Raw genomic sequence first — 23,334 nt, forward strand, 5'->3', positions numbered from 1 at the left:
GGGTGGATTTATTAATGGAGGATAAACTTTATTCAATAGGTGAGGTCTCAAAATTAATGAATATTTCTATTAAAGCTCTCCGCTTCTATGATCATATTGATTTATTTAAACCAGCCTATGTAGATCCAAAGTCAAATTATCGTTATTATAGTGATTTACAATTATATCGTTTAGATCTAATAAAATCTTTAAGTTATATCGGAACACCCTTAAATCAGATCAAAAGGGTGGAAGATTTAAATAATGAAGATTATGTTTCCTTTTTAATGGATCAAGAAAGAATTGTGGAAGAAAAAATTGATTATTTATTTGAAATACAAGAAATTATCGCCAATGTAAGAGAAGAATTACAGAGACAAGAAGCTCCATTTGATGAGATCGTTCTTTTAGAAAAGGATGAAATAAAGGTTATTCAAACAAAAGTAATGGGTTTAGGTCCCATTAACACCTTTAATTCGTCATTTAGCAGCCTAAGAAAATATGGACCATCTACAGAGGGGTTTAGAAAAAAAGGGTATGGCTCCATTATTCCATTTAGACCCTACAATACTGTTGAAGAAATCAATTATGATTATTTGTTTACACCTGTACTATCGAATAAACATATTTCATCTCTTCAAAGTGATACTGAATTTGCAACCTTACCAAAAGGTAAATACTTAAGCATTGTTTCAAATTCCACTTCATTTGACCATTACTTTGTTACATTCAAAAAACTAATTCATTATATACAAACAAACGAAGTCAAACCGTTAAGTGATATCTATGAATTCTTTTCCGTCTATTATCGAAATAATAAACACCAATATATAAGTGAGTTCAGGGTAAAAATTGCAGAAGATTAGTATAACAGCGTTTTTCTACGAAATATTATAAACACCCCTTTTTTAGAAGGGTGTTTATAATATTTCCCATTACTTATTCTCCTGAAGGGAGCTTGATCGGCGTATAGGCAGGTAAAGGTATTCCAAAATTTGGTGTCCCATCTTGATTCCAATGAAATTTTTGGATCCTTGGATTACGAAGCTTCCCATTCCTATGGTCTCCTTCAGACTCTGAAAAAGAAAATGCGTGATACACAATCCAATCCTCAGTTCCATCCGGAGATTGAGTAAAGCTATTATGTCCCGGTGAAAACACTCGATTTTTTATATTCTTTGAAAAAACAGGTTCCGGATATTTAACCCAAGAGTCCGGGTCCATTACATCATCTGATTCATTAGCAGTTAACATTCCTAAACAATAATCATCAGACCATGTAGCGCTTGCTGAAAAAATTAAAAATAGCTTCCCATTTCTTTTCAATAAAATAGGTCCTTCATTAATTGCCATTCCACCCTGTTTCTCCCACTCTGATGTTGGTGCAGAAAGTAGAATATTTTCACCTTCTAATGTCCATGGATTTTTCATTTTTACAATATATAAAGCTGATCCATAATCAGGAAAATACCCATAACCTGCATAGAGGAAATAAAGTTGATGATGATGTTGAAGGACTGTTCCATCCAGTCCTGGAAGTTCCGTATTTACAGCACCTTTAAAGTTCCATTCTCCCTCTAGTGGATTTTCAAAAGAATTTTCTAATACATAAATTCGTCGTGTGTCATCACCACCACCGTCATTAGCAGTGAAATAGATAAACCATTTATTATGTATAAAGTGGATTTCCGGAGCCCAAATATTTTTACTGTATGGCCCTTCTACTGGAGGCTCCCAAATGATCTTCTTTTCAGCAGTTGATATCCCTGTAATCGTTGTACTCTTCCAAAGGGCTATATGAGTACGAGTCGTAGCTGTAAAATAGTAGTTTCCATCAAAATGTTTACATATATATGGATCAGGTCCACTCTCAAGTAGAGGGTTCATAAACATTTCTCCTAATTCTACTCCGCTTTGATTTTGTTTATTTTTTTCCATCGTGTATCCCCCATTCATTGTTCATGACATATACAAAATGAATGGGTAGGTACCCTCATTTTCTTGTACCTACCCATTTTCACTTACTTTTCTTCTTCTATTTTTCTTATAAGTCTTAGAGCATCTCCTTCAAGTTCTTGTTTGATAACTTCAGATAGTTTATTTTCTTTTTCTAGAGAATCTCTAAAATCATGAAGATGCTTGATTGATTGAGCGACTTTCCCTTTGTCTAAATGATGCTTAGATTGATCTAATTTATTTGTTAATTTTTTATAGGTACTTTGAACAATCTCACCAGATTCTTTCATTCTATCAAGATCGTTTTTTATGGATGAATGGGTCGTTTCTAATGGTTTTACCACAAAATTATCAAACGTTGTCTGATTATAGTTTGATCGCAGTCCTAGTTTTCCCTGAGTAAATGCTGTGCTGCTGTTGTCTGTATAATCTATTTTGGGAACATTCATATCTCCTACATAAATCTTAATGTTTGTACCTTTGGCAACAACCTTCACATGATGCCATGTATTCAATGGCTCATTTAGTTCAGCACCTTTTAAGTATTCCCAGTTATAATTAAACTTCCCTAAATGAATTCCTTCCTTATTTATATAGGCTATATAACCTTGCATAAAATTAGGATTATTTTGTCCAAGTTCAATACCGTTTGCCGGATTATTTACTCTGAAAAGTAAACCACCGTCTCCTGTTCCAGCTCCGATAGTAAGATCCGCTTCAACTGTATAATCCTTCCACCTACTGTCTCCTATGACAGATTTCGCAAAGGTCCCTGGTGATGTGCTATATTCACCTTCAATAGCTGGTGGTTCTTGGCCATCAGCAACAGAGAATTGGATACTTCTAAAATCAAATTCTCCTTTTACCATTTCCACCTTGATCGTATGCTTTCCAGCTGGTAATGAAACATTTTCTTTAATTACACTTTCCCAGTTATCCCATCCTCCAGTTTTCGGCACATCTATAACACCTGTTAAATCGGTAGTATCATCTAGCCAAAGTCTTATTTGACTTCCTTCCAAATTAGTTGCCACTCTAATGTCTAGTTCATACTCATCCGCTTCGCTTATGTCGACATTATACTTTAGCCATTCTCCAGCCTGGTTCCAGCCTACATTATATCCACCTTCCGGATTAATCCGGATATCGACTGCATCTCTCCTATATTTGCGACCAATATTATCAGGAGAATTGTCGTGATACCCCACACCTTCACCACCGGTCATATAATCTGCTGCCATGATTTTTCCCGGAAGCTCCTTATGATGATCAAATCTATGAAATAATAATCTAGAAATATCAAATTCTCCATTTAGGACTTCAAGCTTTAAAGTATGCTTTCCAGCCGGTAAAGAAATACCCTGTAGTGAAATGTTTTCCCACTTATTTAATTCACCTGTATTAGGTATATCAATTTCTCCCGTTAGATCAATTTCATCATTTAAAAGAAGCCTTACTTTCCCTCCCGATATAGCAGAGGAGGCAAGAATGTCTAATCCATAGCTTCCTTCTTCTTCAATATCGACGTTATATGCTAGCCATTCTCCTGTTTGATTGGAGGTAACAGCGTAACCACCTTCCGGATTTGATCGTATATCGACAGAATCCTTTCGATATTGTTCTCCACTATTCTCTAAGGTGTTATCATGATATCCAACACCTTCGCCACCAAGATTGTAATCTTCCGCCTCAATAATACCAGGGATTGGCTTATGGATATCAAATGATGTAAAGTCAATGCCCGTGAAATCAAATTCTCCTTCGACGATCTCAACCTTTAACGTGTGTTCTCCCTCAGGTAATGTGACGCCTTCTTTTATGACAGGCTGCCAATTATTCCAATCTCCGGTGTTAGGAACATCCAACACACCCGTTAAATCTATTTCATCATCAAGCCAAATTCTCACTTTTGCTGATTGAAATGTTGTTGCCGCATTTAATTGAAGATTATATAAACCCGATTCTTTAATGGATACATTGTATTTAAACCATTCTCCAGTTTGATTCCATCCTACTGCAGTACCGCCTTTTGGGTTATCACGTATATCTACAGAATCTCCTCTTAATACCCCGCCGATATTTTCCGCCGTTGTTTCATGATAAGCGATTCCTTCACCGCCAGTGATATAATAAGCAGCACCAATTGACCCCGGTATTGGTTTGTACGCATCAAATACGCTTGGTTTATTTGTATTTACTGTCCAAAACCCTTCTATTTCCTCCCAGCCCTCGCTTGTTCCATCATTGAAGTTTGACGATATTTTTGTCACTTCCTTACTATCATGAAAATCAAGTGTCGATAGATCAAAGCTTCCATTTTCTGCAATGACTTTTAGCGTATGTTTTCCTTTTGGTAATCTTATCCCCTCAATTGAAAGAGTTTTCCACTCATTTGTATGAGGAATATTGATACTTTGAGACAATTCCGTCGAATTGTCTAATACTAATTTTATTTGTGCATCTTTACTTGAGTCAGTGATTCTTAAATCTAAATTATAAGAACCCTCTTCTGCAATAGTTAAGTTATAATTCAGCCATTCTCCTTTTTTATTCAAGCTTACATAGTATCCACTTTCGGAATTCCCTTTAAAATCAACCGCATCTTTTCTATATTTATCACTAGTATTCTCAGTAGTTGTGTCATGGTAGCCTTTTCCTTCTCCTCCTGAATTATAGTGCACCGCTTCAATGCTTCCTGGTACAGGTTTATATGCATCAAATACAGAGCTTCCGTTTACTTTATTACTAAAGGCGGTAAACCCGAAAGCAGCATGAACATCACTTGTCATGTATCCAATCTTTCCGCCATCCAGTTTTTCTATATGGCGTGTTTGCTTTTGCATTCCATCTACAAAGATCTTAAAGGTTGAAGCAGCTTTTTCGATTCGTATTTGATGAAGTTTAGTATAATCATAGCCGTTAGGTAAATCAGTTGCTTCCCATTTTTGTTCAACCCCGTTTACGATGAAGAACGTTTCTAATTGATTTTTATTAGGATTTAACACAGCTAATCCATAGTTTTTTTTATCCTTATAGGAGAACACAGCACCAAAACGTGGATCACTGCTGGATCCTCGCTTAATTGTTTTCATATTAAATTCTGCGGTGTAGTCTGAAGAAGTCCCGACCTTCGTCAGTTGTTTAAACTTTTCCGGACTACCCATTTTTGTTTGCTGTAGCCAGCCGGACATGTCTGAATTTACGGTCCAGCTTCCCCCATTTTTATTCTCCCAGTTCTTATTCAGTGAGGAATCGGGGAACCTCTCACTAAAATCAGGTAAATCCGGGTTAGGCTGTTCGGCTGTAGTCGGACCAAGAACGAGCATCTTGTCTCCATTCCAAGCAATTCGATCAAGGTTCATATAGCGGCCTGGATTTGCATGACTATGATAAACCATATAATCAGAATCAAGATCCGGTCCACGAACAACAGAATTATGTCCTACACCTGCATTTTCTCCTTCTGCATTTAGTAAGATCGGGTTTTGTTCCAACTTATGTGCATAATCAGCAATCGGGGAATCGCTTGATGCATAATCTACACGGTAAGCTTTATTCCAAACGTGATTTCCTGTGTACGTCATATAATATTTGTTATTTCTTTTTATAATCGTTGGCCCCTCTGTCCAACCATTCATTTCTGCACCAGTGTGTGAAACTTGTCCAAATGTATATGGATCAGACATTGGCCGTGCATCAATTCTTTGGTCACCGGTACTGTAGAAATACCATTTTCCATCATCGTCTATAAATACATGTCCATCAATTCCCATACCGAGATTTTCTGTTTGCTTTTTGAAAGGCCCTAATGGATTTGAACTTTTATATACATAATGTCCATTACCTCCAGGTGATGTGTACATATAAAAGCTTCCATTCCAATAGACAACCTCAGGTGCATAGGCAGCCTTTGTTGTGGGTTCCTCCGTCACTAATCCACCGTACTCCCAATTCACCAAATCTTCTGACTTCCACGCTTTTACTCCACTCTTATCATCAACCGTACTGACATAAAGATAATAAATACCATTATGTTTTAGAATATAAGGATCTCCTTCTCCATAAAACACTCCTGTATCCCATTCCCAAGAATTCGGTAGTTTAAAAGGGTTACTGAAAGCATAGGTTGATAATGGGAGAGACAGTATAAAGCTAACCAATATTGCCATCGTCATAATCTTTTTCAGGAAAATCTCCTCCAATGTTTAGATTTTCAAAAGTACATAGTCTACTAGCTAATACTCTATTACTCAATAAAGGCCAAAGTAAAAACCAAAGGAAAGAGAAGTTGGTCTTTCCTTTGGTTTTATATTATTGATTTTGTAAATGATAGCTTTCCATCTTTACTATTGATTTATTTTTGGCAAAAGCTAAGATTCCTCCAGATAAAAACAAAAGTGATGCTAAAATGTCCATGACAAAATAAGAGGCTAAGCCTATGACAATAAACCATACCGGCTTTTTCGTTTCTGCTTTATCATCCTTTAATCCCCTAGCTAAAATAAAGTTTATCAACCCTAATAAGACAAATAGCATCCCAAACGAGACTGAAAATATATACAAACTTCCAAATATCGATTGTGCTGCTTCCAGTTTAGCAAAGGTATCAAAGGAAGCGTTCAACCCTTCATTTTTGATAAATGAAGCATAGACAAATATGGTTAAGAGTCCTGTAGTCATTTGCCAAATGGATCCAATTATGATTAATCTTCGCTCGAGTTTTCTATTCACTGTGAAACCTCCTTTTCGTGCCTATCCTTTAACACCTGACGATAAAGAAAGCGATTCCATAAAATATTTTTGTGTAAATAAATAGAGAATAAATGTTGGAACAATCGCAATTAGCGCCCCTGTTAAAGCATGAGCTATATCAAGTGCATACATGCCCTGAAGCAATTGCAGCCCTGGAGTAATTGGCATTTTTTCAATATCATTAAACACGATCGACGGCCATAAGAAGTCATTCCAGGAACCTGTAAATGTAAACAACGCAACAACTGTTAAAACCGGTCTTATTAACGGTAATATTAACTTAGTGAAGATTTGAAATTCAGAGGCACCGTCCACTCTGGCAGATTCATCAAAGTCCTTAGGAATTCCCAGCATAAATTGTCTAACTAGAAAGATATTAAATACTCCGGCAGCCCCCGGAACGATTGCTGCAAAATAGCTATTAACCCATCCTAATGTATCAATAATTTTATATAGTGGGATAAGGTTTACAACAGCAGGGAACATCATCGTTGCCATTAAAAAAATAAAGATGGCATCTCTCCCTTTAAATTTCATTCTAGAATAACCATACCCAGCTAATGAAACTATTACTAATACTAATACTGTCTGTGATACCGAAATTATGAGCGAGTTCATAAACCACTTTGCAACAGGTGCACTAGTGTTTTCGAACAGAACATCCTGGTAGTTACCAATCACCCAATTAATTGGCAAGATTGTAAAGGGATTTGATTGAATATCTGATTCATTTTTGAATGTAGTTAAAAATGTGTAAAGTAATGGAACAAGCCATATAAACGCCATGAATAATAAAAAGATGAATGAAATCATTTTCGTTACAGATATTTTCTTCAAGGAAAGCACCTCCTAATCACGTTGTCTTAAAAAGAAAAATTGGATTGCAGAAACAACCATAATACATAATCCTAAAATGACAGCCATTGCTGCTCCAATTCCGGCAATGGAAATTCCAGAACCGAATGCATTCTCTTGAATGTACATTAATAGAACTGTCGTCGAGCTAGTTGGTCCACCTTTTGTTAACATGAGCGGCTGCCCGTAAACATTAAATTGTGCAATTGTCGTAATAACAACTGTGTATAGTATTTGAGCTCTTATGCTTGGTAGTGTAATCTTTAAGAATTTTTGAACGTTATTTGCGCCATCTATTGATGCGGCTTCATATAAATCTTTTGAAATACCATTAAGTGCAGCTTGATAGATAATCATATTTGCACCAATTGTCCACCAAACGGTTACGATAACCAATGTAACCCAGGCGTACGGCTGGGTAGATAACCAGTTCGTATCAACATTTAAATAATGGTTGATTGGTCCAAATGAAACACTAAATAGCATAGCAAAAATGATCATGACTGCAGATACAGAAAATAAAGACGGCATATAAAACAGTGCTTGGAAAAACTTTATTCCTTTTGGTTTCGTATTAAGTCCAGCAGCTAAAAACAATGGAACGATAATACAAAATGGGACTGTAAAAATGACAAATTTAAATGTATTTCCCAAACCAACACGGAGTTGTTCGTAGAAAGTAGAATCCTGATTAAGTAAAATTTCTGTATAGTTTGCCAGCCCTACGAATTCAGGATCACCAATTAGATCCCAATTGGTAAAAGAAATATAAACTCCATATAAAGTAGGAAATAGAAAAAATACAGCAAACAGAATGAGATGTGGTCCAATATATAGATAAGGAGATAGATTTAACCTTTTTTTATTTGATTTCCCTACCAGTACTGAGGATATTTTTACTTCCTTATTCTCTCCAGTATTTATCATCATCTTAAGCTCCTATTCTTTCGTTATCGAATAGAGAGAGGACAACTCAACCAAAGGGTCAAACCCTTTGGTTGAATCATTCTCAATAATTTTAGCAACGATTATTTTTTATTTGTTGCTATTTTATCTTCAATGGCTTTTTGTGCTTTTTCCAGTCCTTCATCAATATCCAATTTTCCAAACGCCGCATCTCCAACTAATTTATCAATCTCTTCAACTACAAAGCCATTATATTTATAATCAAAGATTTTTAATGTTTTTTGTAATTCAGGATCTTCTATTAAGAATGATTGTGGCATTTCTTTGTATTCAGAATCGTCTAATGTTTCTAATGCAGCAGGGTTTTGTCCCGCCTTTGCCCACGGAAGTGAATGTTGTCTGACGTAGTCAAGGAAATCCATCATTCCTTTTGTTTTCTCTTCAGACCGATTTTCATCTTTAAACATGACGAATTGATGAGAAGACGTCCAGTTTACAATATTATCTGGTGAAATTTGCGGGAAATTCGTTAAGCCCCAATTTAAATTTTTCGCTTCATTTAAGCCGTTTTGCATCCAAATACCTTCAGGATAGAAGATTGCTTTACCAGATTGAAACAATTGACCTGGATCTTCTCCATCTTTGTTGGCAATTTTGTCATCAACTAACCCCTTAATTAATTCCAACGCTTCTTTCGCTTCCGGCGTATTAAGAGTTGGTGTTTCTCCATCACTAGTAATATCTCCACCTAGTTGATTGTAAATAGATAAAAAGATCGGTCGAGTCCAAGTTAAGCCGAAACCAGTAATACCGTCTTTTTTAGATAGTTCTCCAGCCGCTCGGATTTCATCAAATGTAATAACGTTATCATCAAGTGCATTTGGTGCATATTTTTCAAGTAATTCTTTATTGTAATACATAACAAAGCTGTGAACATCTAATGGAACACTATATCTACTGCCATTAATATCTCCAATATTCCATCCTGCGGGAACATAGTTTTCTGCTTTAATCTCAGGATAATCACCCAATAAATCATCGTATGGTGTTAACATATCATTATCAACAAATTGTTTAATTCTCTCTGCATGTACAATAGTTAAATCAGGAATCCCTTTTCCGGAATTTACTACCGTCGGGATTTTTGTATACATATCGCCCTCAGTAATAGATAAATTTTTAACCTTGAATTCCGGATTTGTCTTATTATACTCATCAACGATTTGTTTCATATTTTCGCCATCCGGACCTGTAAACGGATTCCAAAATAAAATCTCATTTTTAGATGATCCTGAACTACTGGATGAACCGCTACAACCTGATAAAGCCATGGCAAACACAAAAAGTATCGTAAACATTAATACCGCTTTTTTCTTCATATATTTCCCCCCTGATTTTTGTTAAGAAAAGCGCAAACGCCTTGATAGCCTAAGGCAGGCATAAGACGCTCAGGAATAGAAGACGCTGTTTGTCTTCAATTCCTGAGTGGCTTATGATCCCGAGGCAGTCAAAAACGCGACGTCCTGTCGCTTGACTGCACTTGCACGTCCTATGCTTCGGGGCTAGGCGCTGGAGCTGGACACCAACACTAAGTATAAAACTTTATACTTGCTTACCTTTTATTTAAATCTCTTGACTGAAATTAGACCAATTTCAGTCAAGGGATCTTTCACATCATTCATTTTTGATTCGAATAGGTTAGTTACCTTACAATCGGGACATGCCACATATCATTTATCTTTTTAAGCAGTTGTAAATCACACTTTGGTTTTCGATCATATGTTAATAAGCCATTAATCTCCTGTTCAACATCTGTTAACTGTGTATAGCAATATCCATGCAAGGCACTGGATTCATACACCGCTTTCATGACTCGTTCATAATCCGCCAGAAAATCTTCCTCATTTGTAACCGACGTATAACCCCAGCCACTATCATCGCCAACTTTATATCCAATTCCACCGAATTCAGTTAAAAGAATTGGCTCACCACTGTGATGATAACCTTTCGTATAGATCTCTCGTCCGGCCGGTCTTGAGAGAAGTAGATTTTCAGTAGTTCGTAATGAATTCATAAACTCATTGTACTTTTCCACTTCATCCTTTTGTCCATGGTTGTAATTATGAATAGCACAAATATCTGTTTTTGTTAATTCCCACCCATCATTTGAAATGACCAATCTCGTTGTATCAAGTGAATGGATTAAATGATACATCGCTGCCGAATGGTGTATTTGCTGGTCATTATTACAAATAGAAGGAACGCCCCAACTTTCATTAATAGGAACCCATGTGACAATACAAGGATGGTTGTAATCTCGTTCGATGATTTCAATCCACTCATTTGTTAGACGCGCAACAGCATCCTCACTATAAGAAGGTGAAGCGGCACATTCTCCCCAAACCAGGAAGCCTAATTTATCTGCCCAATAAAGAAAGCGGGGATCCTCTACCTTTTGGTGCTTTCTGCAGCCATTAAATCCCATTTCTTTTGTTAGTACTATATCTTTCTTTAAATCCTCATCAGTTGGTGCAGTTAATAAACCTTCCGGCCAATACCCCTGATCAAGTACTAATTTTTGATAATATGGTCTATTGTTTAGATATACCATGCCATTTTCAGTATGAATTTTCCTCATTCCAAAGTAAGAAGAGATAGTATCCAGCACTTGCTCTTGTTCTTTCACACGAATTTTGACATCAAATAAATTCGGATTTTCTGGTGACCAGTTCCACCCAACATGATGAAAACCCGTTCGAAATATTTTTCGATTGTAGAGATTAATCGACCTTTTTACAAAACTTTCATGTATTTGTATTGTTTCATTTGCAATCACTTCATCTTTAAAGGTGATATCGATATCCACCTTTTTATTTATATAATTACCTGCCACCTCAAAATCGATTGTAATATCACCTTTGTCGATATCCGGAGTGAATCTCAATTTTTTTATATGAGTTATATTCACTGCTTCTATCCATACCGTCTGCCATATTCCGGTAGTCCGTGTGTACCATATAGCAGCAGATTTCTCAATCCAATATTGCTTTCCTCTTGGAATGGTTTCATCTATAGAAGGATCTTCAACTCTTACAACAAGTGTTTGGTTTCCATCCTGTAAATAGTTGGTTATATCAAATGAAAAGGAGGTGTGGCCACCCTCATGGGAACCTACCAAATTTCCATTAATAAAAACCATTGCACGATAGTCAACAGCACCAAAATGCAGGATAATTTGCTTTCCATTCATTGAATCAGGAATGGTAAATTCTCGACGATACCACACCCAATCATGGAAGGTAGAATCATTTATTCCACTCAACTTTGTTTGATAAGCAAATGGTACATTTATTTTTCGCTTGTATTCCGCACTCTCTTTAAACCATTTTTCCTCCAGTCCAATATTTTGATCATCAAATTCAAAATCCCATTCACCGTTTAGATTAAGCCAGTCCCCTCTTACTAATTGTGGGCGGGGATATTCTTGTCGAAATGTCATAAGCTTCTCCTTTATCTGTGTTAAAATTATTTACTGTTAATCTCTTTAATTTTGTTCATGTCTACTTTTGGTGTTCGATCTTCATTTAGAAGTCCATTAATTTCTTGCTGAACATCTGTAATTTGTGTATAACAAAACCCGCTAATATATGGAGTATCTTTAATTCCTTGTGTGATAGATTCATAGCGTTTTAGAAAATCTTCTTCATTCTTCACTTGATTTCCATAACCCCAACCTTTTTCCGAGTTGAAGGCAATACCACCGTACTCACTGATGATGATTGGTTGCCCTTTATACTCATAACCTTGTGCCATGGCATGCTTATGTTTATTGAAAGCTATTTCATTATTCACTACCTTTTCTTTATCTTTATATCGATTTAAAAATTCATCTCCATATTCCACATAATCGTGCAATGTAATGATGTCTGATACTGTGTGCTCCCATCCATCGTTTACAATCACCGGCCTCATACTGTCGATTGCTTTTGTAAGATGATAAATCCCCTCTGTGAATTTTTGTTGCTTACGGTCTGTAAAAATATTTTTCACACCCCATGACTCATTAAACGGTGTCCATACAATAATACTTGGGTGATTATAGTGTTGCTTGACAACCTCCATCCACTCCTCAGTAAAGTTTTGAACAGCCTCATCTGAAAACTCATATGTTGCAGCCATTTCAGACCAAACAAGTAGTCCTTTTTTATCTGCCCAATAAAGATATCGTTGATCTTCCACCTTCATATGTTTTCTTACTCCGTTAAAGCCCATCGCGAAAGTTTTATCAATATCCTCAAGTATGGCTTCTTCGGAAGGTGGTGTTAAATGGGATTCCTCCCAATAACCTTGATCTAAAATGAGCTTTTGATAGATTGGAATATTATTAAGCATCACATTTCCGTTCTCTATTGAAATCTTTCTCATGCCAAAATACGTTTTTACAAGATCTATGACTTCACCATTTTTAAGTAGTGTAAATGTAACATCGTATAAGTTAGGAGACTGTGGACTCCAATGAGCAACTCTCCAATGATGGAACTCACTTGCAATATTTGTTTTTATTGTTAGGTTTGGACGGCTAACTACTTGATCAAAGGTCTTTATAGGTAAACCCTTAAAGGAAATAGACGTTTTCAACACATAAGAAGAATCAATGTTACCTCCTACTTCATAGACAAATTCAACTGATTCAGAATCTATATCAGGGGTTATTTTTACTGCATGAATATGTGTATCATTTAAGAACTCAAGCCATACCGTTTGCCAAATGCCTGTTGTTTGAACATACCAGCATTCATAACTCTGATCCAACCATCTCTGTTTTCCACGTGGTTGAAAGCAGCTTTGGCTATCCTCGTTTTTTACGACAATGTCCAGTTCTTTAGTTTCTTCTAAGTAGTCTGTTATATTGAAAGAGAAAGCGATTTGCCCACCTTTTCGTTCACCAACAAACCTCCCATTCACCCATAGCTTTGTCTTGTAATCTGCTGCCTGGAAATGAAGGACGATTTCCTTGCCCTCGTATTCAGAAGGAATTGTTATTTTCTTCTGATACCAAATATGTGGACAAAATTCTTCCTCTTCGATTCCACTGGCTTTTGTTTCATATGTAAATGGAACAATGATTTTTTTTCGGCGTCGAATTTCTTGTACCACTTCTCTTTTTCACCATTGTTTTCTTTATCAAATTTAAAATTCCATTCACCATTTAAGTTCAACCATTCTGCTCTTTCAAATTGAGGCCTAGGATATTCCTCTCTAGGAATGCTTTTATTTATCATTCTATAAAACTCCTTTAACCAAAATCTTGTTTATACACTCAGCACACTGAAAGTGCTTACACAAATATTATTACATAATGAGTATAACTTATATACTAAATTTAATATAAAATATACTTTTATATACTAAATATTTTTTCCTTGAAAATTGCAATCACTTAAAACAACATTTTTATAAACAACAATAATTTAAGCGCTTTCAATAAGATGTTAATATAATAAATCTAGATATTACATACTAAATTTAGTATAAAATATACTTAGTTTATAAACTAACCAAAGTATTCTCATATTATGAACATTCCGTAATGGTACCAAAAACTTGTGAAATGGAGCATCCAGGGTGGTTATTGAGGACGGGAAAGCAAAAAAAGGAATCCATGAGGAATCACAAAAAAACCGTACATTATATTTGTTTAAAAAGTGCCAACTATGTACGGTTTAATCTTGAATATTGTTTGTTAACCTTCAAATACTTTTTTCATCTTTTACAATTTTTAGATCAACAGGAACGTATATTCTTTTGGGATTGTAATGACCTTCAAGTTGCTCTAAAAGCAAGTTCACTGTTTTCTTACTACATTCAGCAATATTCTGTTGTATAAAGGAAACCCCAGATATTCCCGATGGGTCAAATGATAACAATTCAATATCTCGGGATACTTCTTTTTTAATTGATTTAATAGCTTCATGAGTATATAAAGCTAGTTCAGCATTCATCGTAAATACCGCTGTTATTTCAGATTTACTTAAAAGAAATTCTTTGATAAGTGTAGGTGTTTTACCAGGTGAAATATCATTAAAGTTTAAAGTAAGCCATTGATTTTTATTAATAGTCGTTCCCTTATTTAAAAAAGCATGTTCAAAGCCTTTAGCTCTTTCAGCAGTAACGGTATTCGTAATAATTGGTGAAACAAGACTAATGTTTGTATGCCCTTTTTCCAATAAATAAGAGATCGCCTCATAGGTTCCAGATTCATTTTCAGAGGTTACACTATAAGTCAATATATTCTCCATATATCTATCAATTAAGACCAGAGGGAATTTATCCAGCGATAGCCTGAGTACCGCTTCATTGTAGGTTTCCTTTTCTGTAGGAAAAATGATCATTCCTTTTACATCAAGCTTTCTGAACATTTCAATTGCATCAGCTTCCTCAAACTGAGATTCTCGCGTGATCTTTATAATTAGATGATAGCCATTTTTCGAAACATATTTTTCAATATAATTAACAAACTCTTGCTCAATCTTCGTTTTCATACTAGGAAGAATAAATCCTATTAATCCTTTTGATTTTTTCGATCTACTAGTTGAGCTTGTGAGACTACTTTCACAAACAAACGTCCCTTTCCCTTTTATTCTTTCTACAATTCCCTCTTCCGCGAGTCCTGCTAAAGCATTTTTTGTTGTAATTTGGCTCACATGATATTCTTCCGTTAATTCTTTTTCAGATGGTACTCTGTCACCTACTCGCAGCTTACCGGATTGGATTTGCTCTTTGATTCTATTTTTTATTTGTTGGTATAGTGGTTCATTTTTTATTTTAACTCACCCTTAGTATATTATTAATACTAATTATACTATACTTAATATAAAATGCTATATCTTATTTCTAATCCAACCGGTTGCAGTTTTCTGAAATGTAAAAGCCAATTTAGAACAGAAGGTGTTTATCCCCTTCCTCTAAACTGGCTTATACCTGAAACTTGATTATTAAGATGATTTTTTACAAATAATAGCTAATAAACAGACCAATAAAAAGAAGAAAGCCAAAGATCGTATTCGTTTGCGCAGTCGCTTTCATGGCTATACCCGTATTCATCGGAATCTCATTATCCAAGAACCCTTTAACCGCTTGAATTGGCTTCGGTACACTTAATAAAACAAGGAAAAGCCAAGGACTTGTATTACCTACTATCACTAATCCAGCAATCCATATATAGGAAATAGTAAATAACAGCGCCAGAAAATAGACCGCTTTTCTGTGCCCCATTAAAATAGCTAAAGTCTTCCTTCCGCCTTTTGTATCTTCTTCAATATCACGTATATTATTAGATAGATTAATAGCTCCAACAAGTATAGCAATAGGAATAGAAAGTAGGGTAATTTGCAAATTTATTGTGTTGGTTTGAATAAAAAATGAAATTAATACAAATAAAGAGCCCATGCATAGACCTGCAAATAGTTCACCAAAGGGTGTATACGCGATTGGAAAAGGTCCTCCTGTATAAAGGTACCCAATTGCCATACCAATAATTCCAATCACTGCCAACCACCAACTGCTGCTTGCACAAATATAGATCCCTAACAGTAGTGCCAAGCTATATAATCCCAAAGCAAGCTGTAATACGGTTTTTGGTTTCATACCATGACGTACAATCGCGCCACCAATCCCTACCGAATCTTCTGTATCCAATCCTCGTTTAAAATCATAATATTCATTGAATAAATTTGTAGCAATTTGAAGAAAAAGACATGCACATAACATAGCGATAAATAGTATAATATCAACCTTCATATAAAACATCGCTGATACAGTTCCTATTAAAACAGGTATAAAGGATGCTGTTAACGTATGAGGCCGGGTTAGTTGCCATAACAGTTTTCCCATACTTTTATTTTCTTTACCCAGTGTTTGTTGATCCATCATTTCAATCCTTTCAAACCAGATAGTGACATTATTAGGTTAGAAAACTACCTACTTTCTAGTTATATCATAATCGTTATTGTCCTTCTATACAAAGCCTCCTATGAAACAACTTCCAGGACAAAAAAATTCTCTCCACATTGAAATGTATTTTAAGGAGAGAAAACGCTAAAGGTTAATAAATTCAATTATAACATCACTTAACTTGACAGATGTTATTAACCAAATATTTCTTTTGCTAATCTTTTTCCTGTAGGAGTCGCAGCTAGGCCGCCTTCTGCTGTTTCTTTATGTGCTAGCGGCATTCTTTGGCCAATCAGATACATCGCATTGATGACTTCATCACATGGGATTTTACTTTTAATTCCAGCTAATGCCATATCTGCTGCTGTCAGTGCGTTAGAAGCACCCATTGCGTTACGTTTTACACATGGTACTTCAACTAATCCTGCAACAGGGTCACAAACTAAACCAAGCATATTTTTTAACGTAATAGCCATCGCTTCAGCTGCTTGGGCTGGTGTGCCACCTGCTAATTCAACGATTGCAGCAGCTGCCATTCCACTAGCAGATCCGACCTCTGCTTGACACCCGCCAGCTGCTCCTGAAATTGAGGCATTATTTGCGACAACAAAGCCAAAAGCTGCAGCTGTAAATAAGAATTCGATCATTTCCATACGTGTCGGGTTTAATTTTTCTTTTACTGCAAATAGTGTCCCTGGAACAACTCCAGCGGAACCCGCAGTTGGAGTTGCACAAATTGTTCCCATTGCGGCATTAACCTCGTTTGTCGCAACTGCCTTACTCACTGCATCTAACAATAGATTACCAGTTAGCGTTTTTCCGCTTTTTATATAATTTTGCAACAATACAGCATCTCCACCTGTTAGTCCAGAAAAAGATTTTACTCCTTTAAGCCCCCGTTCAATCGCTTGTTCCATGACCGTTAAGTTTTTGTCCATTTTTTCGATAATTTCTTCTCTTGTAAGACCCGAAACCTCAATTTCCTGCTGGATCATAATCTCTGCTGTTTTCACTTGTTTGCTTTCTGCCAGTTCTAAAAGTTCGGCTACGTTCCTAAACATTAATAAACCTCCTTAGCCCCATCTATTCTACCATTCGTATTGTTTGAATAATGTTTGGCAATTTTTCTATTTCTTTTAATACCTCATCCTCGATTTTTTGATCAACTTCTATCACCATCATTGCCATATTACCTTTTTCTTTCCGTGACACTTCCATATGTCCAATATTTAATTCATATTTTGCCAGAATGTTTGCAACACTGGATATGGCTCCAAATTTATCTTGGTGCACAACTAAAACGGCAGGACATTCTCCTGACAATTTAAGTTGAAATGAATTTAATTCCGTAATTTCAATGGACCCTCCACCAATTGATACACCAACGATTTCCATTTGATGATTTTTATCATCATACAGATTAATTCTCACTGTATTTGGATGATCAGTCACGAGATTTTCAACAATAAATTCTATTTCAATCCCTGCTTTTTGAGCTATTTGTAAAGCTTGTGGAATCCGTTCATCAAACGTGTCAAAATCAAGTAGACCACCAACAATCGCAACATCTGTTCCATGGCCTTTATATGTTTTCGCGAAGGACCCATATAAAGATATAACCGCCTTTTTCGGTTTTCTTCCGAACAATGTTCTTGCCACTCTGCCGATTCTAGCTGCACCGGCTGTATGGGAACTGGAGGGGCCAATCATAATGGGACCAATAATATCAAATGCAGATCTAAACTTCATTTATATTCCACCTTTTTTAGTAGCTACTTCTTTTACTTGTTGTTTATATTTTTATTTCTATTTTATTCATTTCGATGCCGATGGTTTCTTGTAAACTGAAATATTCAAACTATTTTGTAAACGCTTACACTTAAAGAAAAACTAAATATTTCCTTCATTTTAATATCAAAGTCTTCCAAACTCAAAAAGTATCATAACATAATAAACTTTAGTTGAAAATTAGGAACTAAGTATTTGTAAAATTCAATCAAAGCAAAGCTTAACCCCTTTTTGCATTTCATAACCTGGAATTCACATGGTGGATGGTTACGTTGGCATTCGGAGAATTCTCAAAATAACGTAATCCGAATGTTGCTTTATAATTAAGAATATAGGTAATTATGACGTGAGTGAGCAAGCGAACTTCCTACTTCTTCCAAGTGTAATTATCCGATAACCCGCTAAAAGTAACATCATGGATATTATCATAGGTTAGTACTATGATTAGTAACAAAATATCTTTGACTTCTTGTTAAATAATTGAGATAGTAATCAATGGATTTTCATCGTTAAATAGGATAATCTAATAAACATAACCTTATAGGAAATGGATGGAAATAAAAAAATGATTGCAAAAACTGAAGAAGACTTTAATGGATTAAAAGAAATTGGAAAAATCGTTGCCTCAATTCGAGAGGAATTAGTTCAAAAAACAAAAGTGGGGATCACAACTAAAGAACTTGATGACATGGCACGAAATTTATTTGAAGAATATGGGGCAATTTCTGCACCAAAGGGAGAATATCATTTCCCTGGATACACTTGTATAAGTGTTAATGAAGAAGTGGCACATGGTATTCCTGGTAGTCGCGTAATAGAAGATGGTGATCTTGTAAATATTGATGTATCAGGTTCTAAAAATGGTTATTTTGCTGACACTGGCATTTCATTCGTGGTTGGTAACGGAGCACCTGAATTAACAAAATTATGTCATACTGCTGTTGAGGCATTTGAAGCCGGGTTAAAAAGGGTTAAACCTGGTTCTAAGAAAAGCAGACTTGGTAAGGCAGTAGTAGCGACTGCAAGGGAGAACGGGTTTACAGTGATTATGAACCTTACAGGACATGGAATTGGTCGCACCATTCACGAGGCCCCTCACCATATTTATAACTATTACGAGCCTTCCGATGACGAGCTTCTTAAAGAAGGAATGGTTATTGCATTTGAACCGTTCATCTCAACACGTGAAGAGGAAGTGTTTCAATATGAAGATGATGAATGGACATTTGTAACAGAGAACAGCTTTGTAGCGCAGTGTGAACACACAATTATTATTACAAAAGAAGGACCTATTGTCATTACATTATAATAGCTGTTTAGAATTAGGCAGAAAACCACCTTCAATCATAAAAAGGTGGTTTTTTCATGCCATTAACTTATTATCGGACTTTTTGGTTGTTGTTTTTTCTTCAATTCTTTTACTTTTTTCTTTTTTTCTATTTCATTATTGACTGCTTTATAAAACGAGGTACCCATTAGTATTATGACGACGGAAAATGGAAGGGCAGCAATGATCAGCATATTCTGAAGCCCCTGTGTACCACCAAAATAAACAATAATAGCGGCCATCGCAGACATGGCAAGACCCCATGTAATTTTAACAGGATTAGCAGGATTTATTGATCCCCATGTACTCAACATCCCTAGAACGAATGTGGCTGAATCGGCCGAAGTGATAAAAAAGATTGCGATAACAACAATCGTTAACAATGCCATAAAATCTCCTAGCGGGTAATGCTGGAGAACTCCAAATGTAGTGGTTTCAAGTGAATAGTTGGAAATAGCATCGATTCCGTTTTGCTCGATATTCAGTGCAGAAACACCGAATACTGCAAAAAAGATAAAGCAAACCATTGCCGGGACAATTAAGACACCAAGTAAAAATTCCTTAATAGTCCGTCCCTTTGATACACGTGCGATAAAAATTCCGACAAATGGTGCCCATGAAACCCACCATGCCCAATAAAAAATGGTCCAGTTATCTATCCAAGTACGACCTTCTTCATTTAATGGAGACAGGCGGAAACTCATATCAAAGAAATTTGTAATATAACCACCTAGCGTTGTTGTAAACATATTCAATATATAGAGTGTGGGTCCGACAATGAAAAGAATCAACAGAAGGGCAAATCCAAGACCCATATTGATATTACTTAGGTATTTTATCCCTTTTCCAATTCCGGACCATGCTGATAAGGTAAACAGTATAGTTGAAATGGCGAGAATTAATAACTGCATCCCATAATTGTTTGGCGTATTAAAAAGGTAAGACAATCCACCATTAATTTGCGCTGAACCAAATCCAAGAGTGGAAGCGACACCTACAACTGTAGCAAAGATCGCCAGAGTATCAATTAACTTACCCGGCATGGTCCGCATACTTTTTTCGCCAAATATAGGTATTAGTGTTGCACTTATTAATCCAGGATATCCTTTACGGAACTTGAAATAAGCTAAAACCAGAGCGACAACGCCATATACTGCCCAGGCGTGAACTCCCCAATGAAAGAAGGAATATTGGAGCGATTGTTTAATCGCCTCGTCGGAACCCGGTTCAAATCCCGGCGTACTTTTGTACGCATGAGAAATAGGTTCTGCGGTTGTCCAAAATACCAGCCCCATTCCCATACCTGCACTAAATAACATCGCAAACCAGGTAGGTGTACTAAAATCAGGTTTATCATCTTCTTTACCCAATTTAATTTTTCCAAACCTGGAAAACATTAAATAGATACAGAATGCCAGCAACAGCATGATAAGTAATAAATAGTACCATCCAAATGCTTCTGATATGTATGACGTTAGATTTGCTGTCAACGTCTGTAAATGTTCTGGAGCAACTGCTCCCCAAACAACTAATACCACACAAATAGCAAGTGCGTACCAAAAAACTGAACTAACTTTGTTCACAAATTTTCACCCCAAATGAAAGATTCATTTATTCATTATGTCGTAGCTTCAGTTATATCGCAAATATTTGATGTTAAGAATTTTTATTAATTTCCATCTCATTGTATATTCAATCAATTTCAGGGGTGAAATTTTGATTTTTATTGGTTCGCAAGCCTACTATCACGCATAATTTTTGCATATTAATAAAATTGCAATAAAATTCTAATCATCATTCACAAGAACACGCTGTGCGCTCCCCTGAATTTTTCCTTCCTTCTTCTCTTAATTTTAATATGTAACAGAACAAAGGAATAACAGACCATACATGCAGACTGTCATCCCTTTGTTTTTTAAAAATATTAGATATCTCGTTTCGGATTGTTATGATCGTTCATATTTCTGTTTTGAAACAAATTTGTATGGCTTGTAGGTATATTCGTTTGTTCTGGTTGTCTCTTCCATTCTTTCGGATCAGGACTTTGAATCGTAGTTTGCTCCATTTTATTACCTACTTTATTTAGAGTACGACTGGCCGCTTCTCTCCCACCTAATCCGAAAGCCAACCCAAATGCAAGGGTGAATCCGCCTAGGATTAAGATGAATGCAGCATTTACAATGGTACTTGCAACCCCTAGTTGATTAAGTGCCATAAAGAAAGCTAGAGTAATAATAGTATATTTGGCAATATTACCAAACATCTTACCTTCTGTTTCTTGTCTCACCATGCTTTTCACAATACGTTTGACTAGATCTCCCGCATAAAATCCAATTCCAAGAATGAGAACAGCCGTTAACACCATCGGAATATATGCTAATACAACCGTTAAGATAGAAACCAAGCTTTCAAGATTAACGATCTGCAACGCTTCTATTGTAAATAGCAGAACAACGACAATCTGTGCTGCTAATCCGACTAGCTCAGACAGGGTTAAAGTTTGTGTGCTCTTTCTCAGTGACCCTAGTCCAATTTTAGAAAGAATGCTGTTAAATCCAACGCTCTCCAACAAGGAAGTGATAGCCTTCTTAACCCATTTACCGACCCATAAACCTGCTGCCACGAGAAGAATGGCAATAATAATGTTTGGAATCATGTCCATAATTTGACCAAGCATTCCAACAGCCGGTTCGGAAATACCATCAATATCTAATGTTTCAAGTGCCGAAATGACGACCGGGATTAAAATAAATACATATACAATTGTTCCTATTAACTGAGAAATCGAATGGTTATCAAGTGCCTTTTCAGCACCTAATTTAGCTGCAAGACGATCTGTTCCAATACTGCTTAGAAACTTCACAAGAATTTCCTTTACAACTTTCGCTACTAACCATCCAATAAACAGAATGACCCCAGCACCAATAAGTTTAGGAATTAAAGCAAAGAATCCATTTAACATGCCTTCAAGAGGTTCTGAAATGGCTTCAATTCCGAGGGCTGCTAGAACAGCAGGTAAGAATAGCAGCAGGGTTAAATAAAAGACTGCTTTAGAAGCAGAGAGTACCGCATTATTCGCTTGATTTCTGTCACCTGTTAGCTTCCATCTTGATAAAAATCCTTGAACATGTTGACTATTTCCTGCTTTTTTAACTAGAATTGACAATCCTGATGCAATCAACCAGGCTGCAACTGCGATAAGAGCTGCTTTTAATAGACTTGGTATTGCCGCTGCGATTACACCCAATGCTTGTGAAATTGGCTGTGCAACATATGGCAGACTCAGCATATTTAAAAATACAACAAATGCAATAGCCATTATGATCCAAAATACAACCTTACTAATAATAGTTTCAGAAGAATAGTTGAAAGGCTTTGATGCATCCCGGTTTCTATCAGAATCCGGTCTCATCCATCGCGCCATTTTGTTATCAAAGTCTGTACGATGTAAGGCTGCCTTTACCGCCTTTGCAATTATAGTTGCCACAATCCACCCTATCAAAAGGACAAGTAGGGCAAGTACTAAATCTGGTAATCTACCTAAATAAGCCATCCAAGAATCTGTTACTCCGTTGTAATCTATCATGTTCTGCCTCCTTTGAAAAATACGATTATGAGATGTGATTGTTTCATAGGTTACATTCCCAATGAATCATGTGGTTAAACAGAAAAAAAGGCATAAAATTATCTAAAATTTAAGTTTCAAAAAAATATATTAGGGTTCAGCCAGTTAATCAATCTATTTAGTAGATAAGTGATATTAACAACTTTTAATCGTCATATTTATTGTGTTTACAAAAGATTAGGAAGGGTATGCA

At 36.0% G+C, this 23,334-nt stretch carries 15 protein-coding genes and 1 pseudogene; 2 read left to right on the plus strand and 14 right to left on the minus strand.

Annotated features, from left to right (window positions below; all coding sequences use genetic code 11):
* Nucleotides 1-14 precede the first annotated feature (14 nt).
* Complete coding sequence (locus AC0L8O_RS16525) at nucleotides 15-845, plus strand: MerR family transcriptional regulator (protein ID WP_473443859.1); 831 nt, start codon at nucleotides 15-17, stop codon at nucleotides 843-845.
* A 73-nt stretch (nucleotides 846-918) separates the two neighbouring features.
* On the opposite strand, the gene AC0L8O_RS16530 is transcribed toward AC0L8O_RS16525, so the two are convergent.
* The 12 genes and pseudogenes from AC0L8O_RS16530 to sdaAB all read right to left on the minus strand — a co-directional run bounded on the left by AC0L8O_RS16530 (nucleotide 919) and on the right by sdaAB (nucleotide 18,150).
* Entirely contained in the window at nucleotides 919-1,917 is a 999-nt protein-coding gene (locus AC0L8O_RS16530) for a glycoside hydrolase family 43 protein (protein ID WP_473443861.1), read from the minus strand.
* An 83-nt stretch (nucleotides 1,918-2,000) separates the two neighbouring features.
* Nucleotides 2,001-6,104 carry a carbohydrate-binding protein gene (locus tag AC0L8O_RS16535; protein WP_473443863.1) on the minus strand — a complete coding sequence of 1,368 codons (4,104 nt, stop codon included), beginning with the start codon at nucleotides 6,102-6,104 and terminating at the stop codon, nucleotides 2,001-2,003.
* 142 nt (nucleotides 6,105-6,246) lie between these two features.
* Complete coding sequence (locus AC0L8O_RS16540; RefSeq protein ID WP_473443865.1) at nucleotides 6,247-6,666, minus strand: hypothetical protein; 420 nt, start codon at nucleotides 6,664-6,666, stop codon at nucleotides 6,247-6,249.
* Nucleotides 6,667-6,687: 21 nt separating this feature from the next.
* Nucleotides 6,688-7,533 carry a carbohydrate ABC transporter permease gene (locus AC0L8O_RS16545; protein WP_473443866.1) on the minus strand — a complete coding sequence of 282 codons (846 nt, stop codon included), beginning with the start codon at nucleotides 7,531-7,533 and terminating at the stop codon, nucleotides 6,688-6,690.
* Nucleotides 7,534-7,536: 3 nt separating this feature from the next.
* The gene (locus AC0L8O_RS16550; RefSeq protein WP_473448958.1) at nucleotides 7,537-8,469 is read right to left on the minus strand and encodes a carbohydrate ABC transporter permease; all 933 of its coding nucleotides are present in this window, start codon (nucleotides 8,467-8,469) and stop codon (nucleotides 7,537-7,539) included.
* 101 nt (nucleotides 8,470-8,570) lie between these two features.
* A complete protein-coding gene (locus AC0L8O_RS16555) occupies nucleotides 8,571-9,827 on the minus strand; it encodes an extracellular solute-binding protein (RefSeq protein WP_264144658.1) in 1,257 nt (418 codons plus the stop codon).
* Nucleotides 9,828-10,150: 323 nt separating this feature from the next.
* On the minus strand, nucleotides 10,151-11,947 hold the full coding sequence (locus tag AC0L8O_RS16560; protein ID WP_473443868.1) for a glycoside hydrolase family 2 protein: 1,797 nt from the start codon (nucleotides 11,945-11,947) through the stop codon (nucleotides 10,151-10,153).
* A gap of 26 nt (nucleotides 11,948-11,973) precedes the next feature.
* Nucleotides 11,974-13,730, minus strand: a pseudogene (locus tag AC0L8O_RS16565) (glycoside hydrolase family 2 protein).
* Nucleotides 13,731-14,198: 468 nt separating this feature from the next.
* Entirely contained in the window at nucleotides 14,199-15,272 is a 1,074-nt protein-coding gene (locus AC0L8O_RS16570) for a GntR family transcriptional regulator (protein WP_473448961.1), read from the minus strand.
* 184 nt (nucleotides 15,273-15,456) lie between these two features.
* A complete protein-coding gene (locus AC0L8O_RS16575) occupies nucleotides 15,457-16,380 on the minus strand; it encodes a 1,4-dihydroxy-2-naphthoate polyprenyltransferase (protein ID WP_473443870.1) in 924 nt (307 codons plus the stop codon).
* Nucleotides 16,381-16,595: 215 nt separating this feature from the next.
* A complete protein-coding gene (gene sdaAA, locus AC0L8O_RS16580; protein WP_473443872.1) occupies nucleotides 16,596-17,462 on the minus strand; it encodes an L-serine ammonia-lyase, iron-sulfur-dependent, subunit alpha in 867 nt (288 codons plus the stop codon).
* A gap of 22 nt (nucleotides 17,463-17,484) precedes the next feature.
* Entirely contained in the window at nucleotides 17,485-18,150 is a 666-nt protein-coding gene (gene sdaAB / locus AC0L8O_RS16585; protein ID WP_026559814.1) for an L-serine ammonia-lyase, iron-sulfur-dependent subunit beta, read from the minus strand.
* 604 nt (nucleotides 18,151-18,754) lie between these two features.
* Between sdaAB and map the strand changes: the two genes are divergently transcribed.
* Complete coding sequence (gene map / locus AC0L8O_RS16590) at nucleotides 18,755-19,498, plus strand: type I methionyl aminopeptidase (protein WP_473443874.1); 744 nt, start codon at nucleotides 18,755-18,757, stop codon at nucleotides 19,496-19,498.
* Between the two features lie 62 nt (nucleotides 19,499-19,560).
* Here map and AC0L8O_RS16595 read toward each other — a convergent pair whose 3' ends face one another.
* Together AC0L8O_RS16595 and AC0L8O_RS16600 are read right to left on the minus strand one after the other, a co-directional pair.
* Complete coding sequence (locus tag AC0L8O_RS16595) at nucleotides 19,561-21,099, minus strand: BCCT family transporter (RefSeq protein WP_473443876.1); 1,539 nt, start codon at nucleotides 21,097-21,099, stop codon at nucleotides 19,561-19,563.
* Between the two features lie 341 nt (nucleotides 21,100-21,440).
* Complete coding sequence (locus tag AC0L8O_RS16600; protein WP_473443878.1) at nucleotides 21,441-23,102, minus strand: mechanosensitive ion channel; 1,662 nt, start codon at nucleotides 23,100-23,102, stop codon at nucleotides 21,441-21,443.
* Nucleotides 23,103-23,334 lie beyond the last annotated feature (232 nt).

The sequence above is a fragment of the Metabacillus sp. KJ11-3 genome (assembly GCF_055808295.1).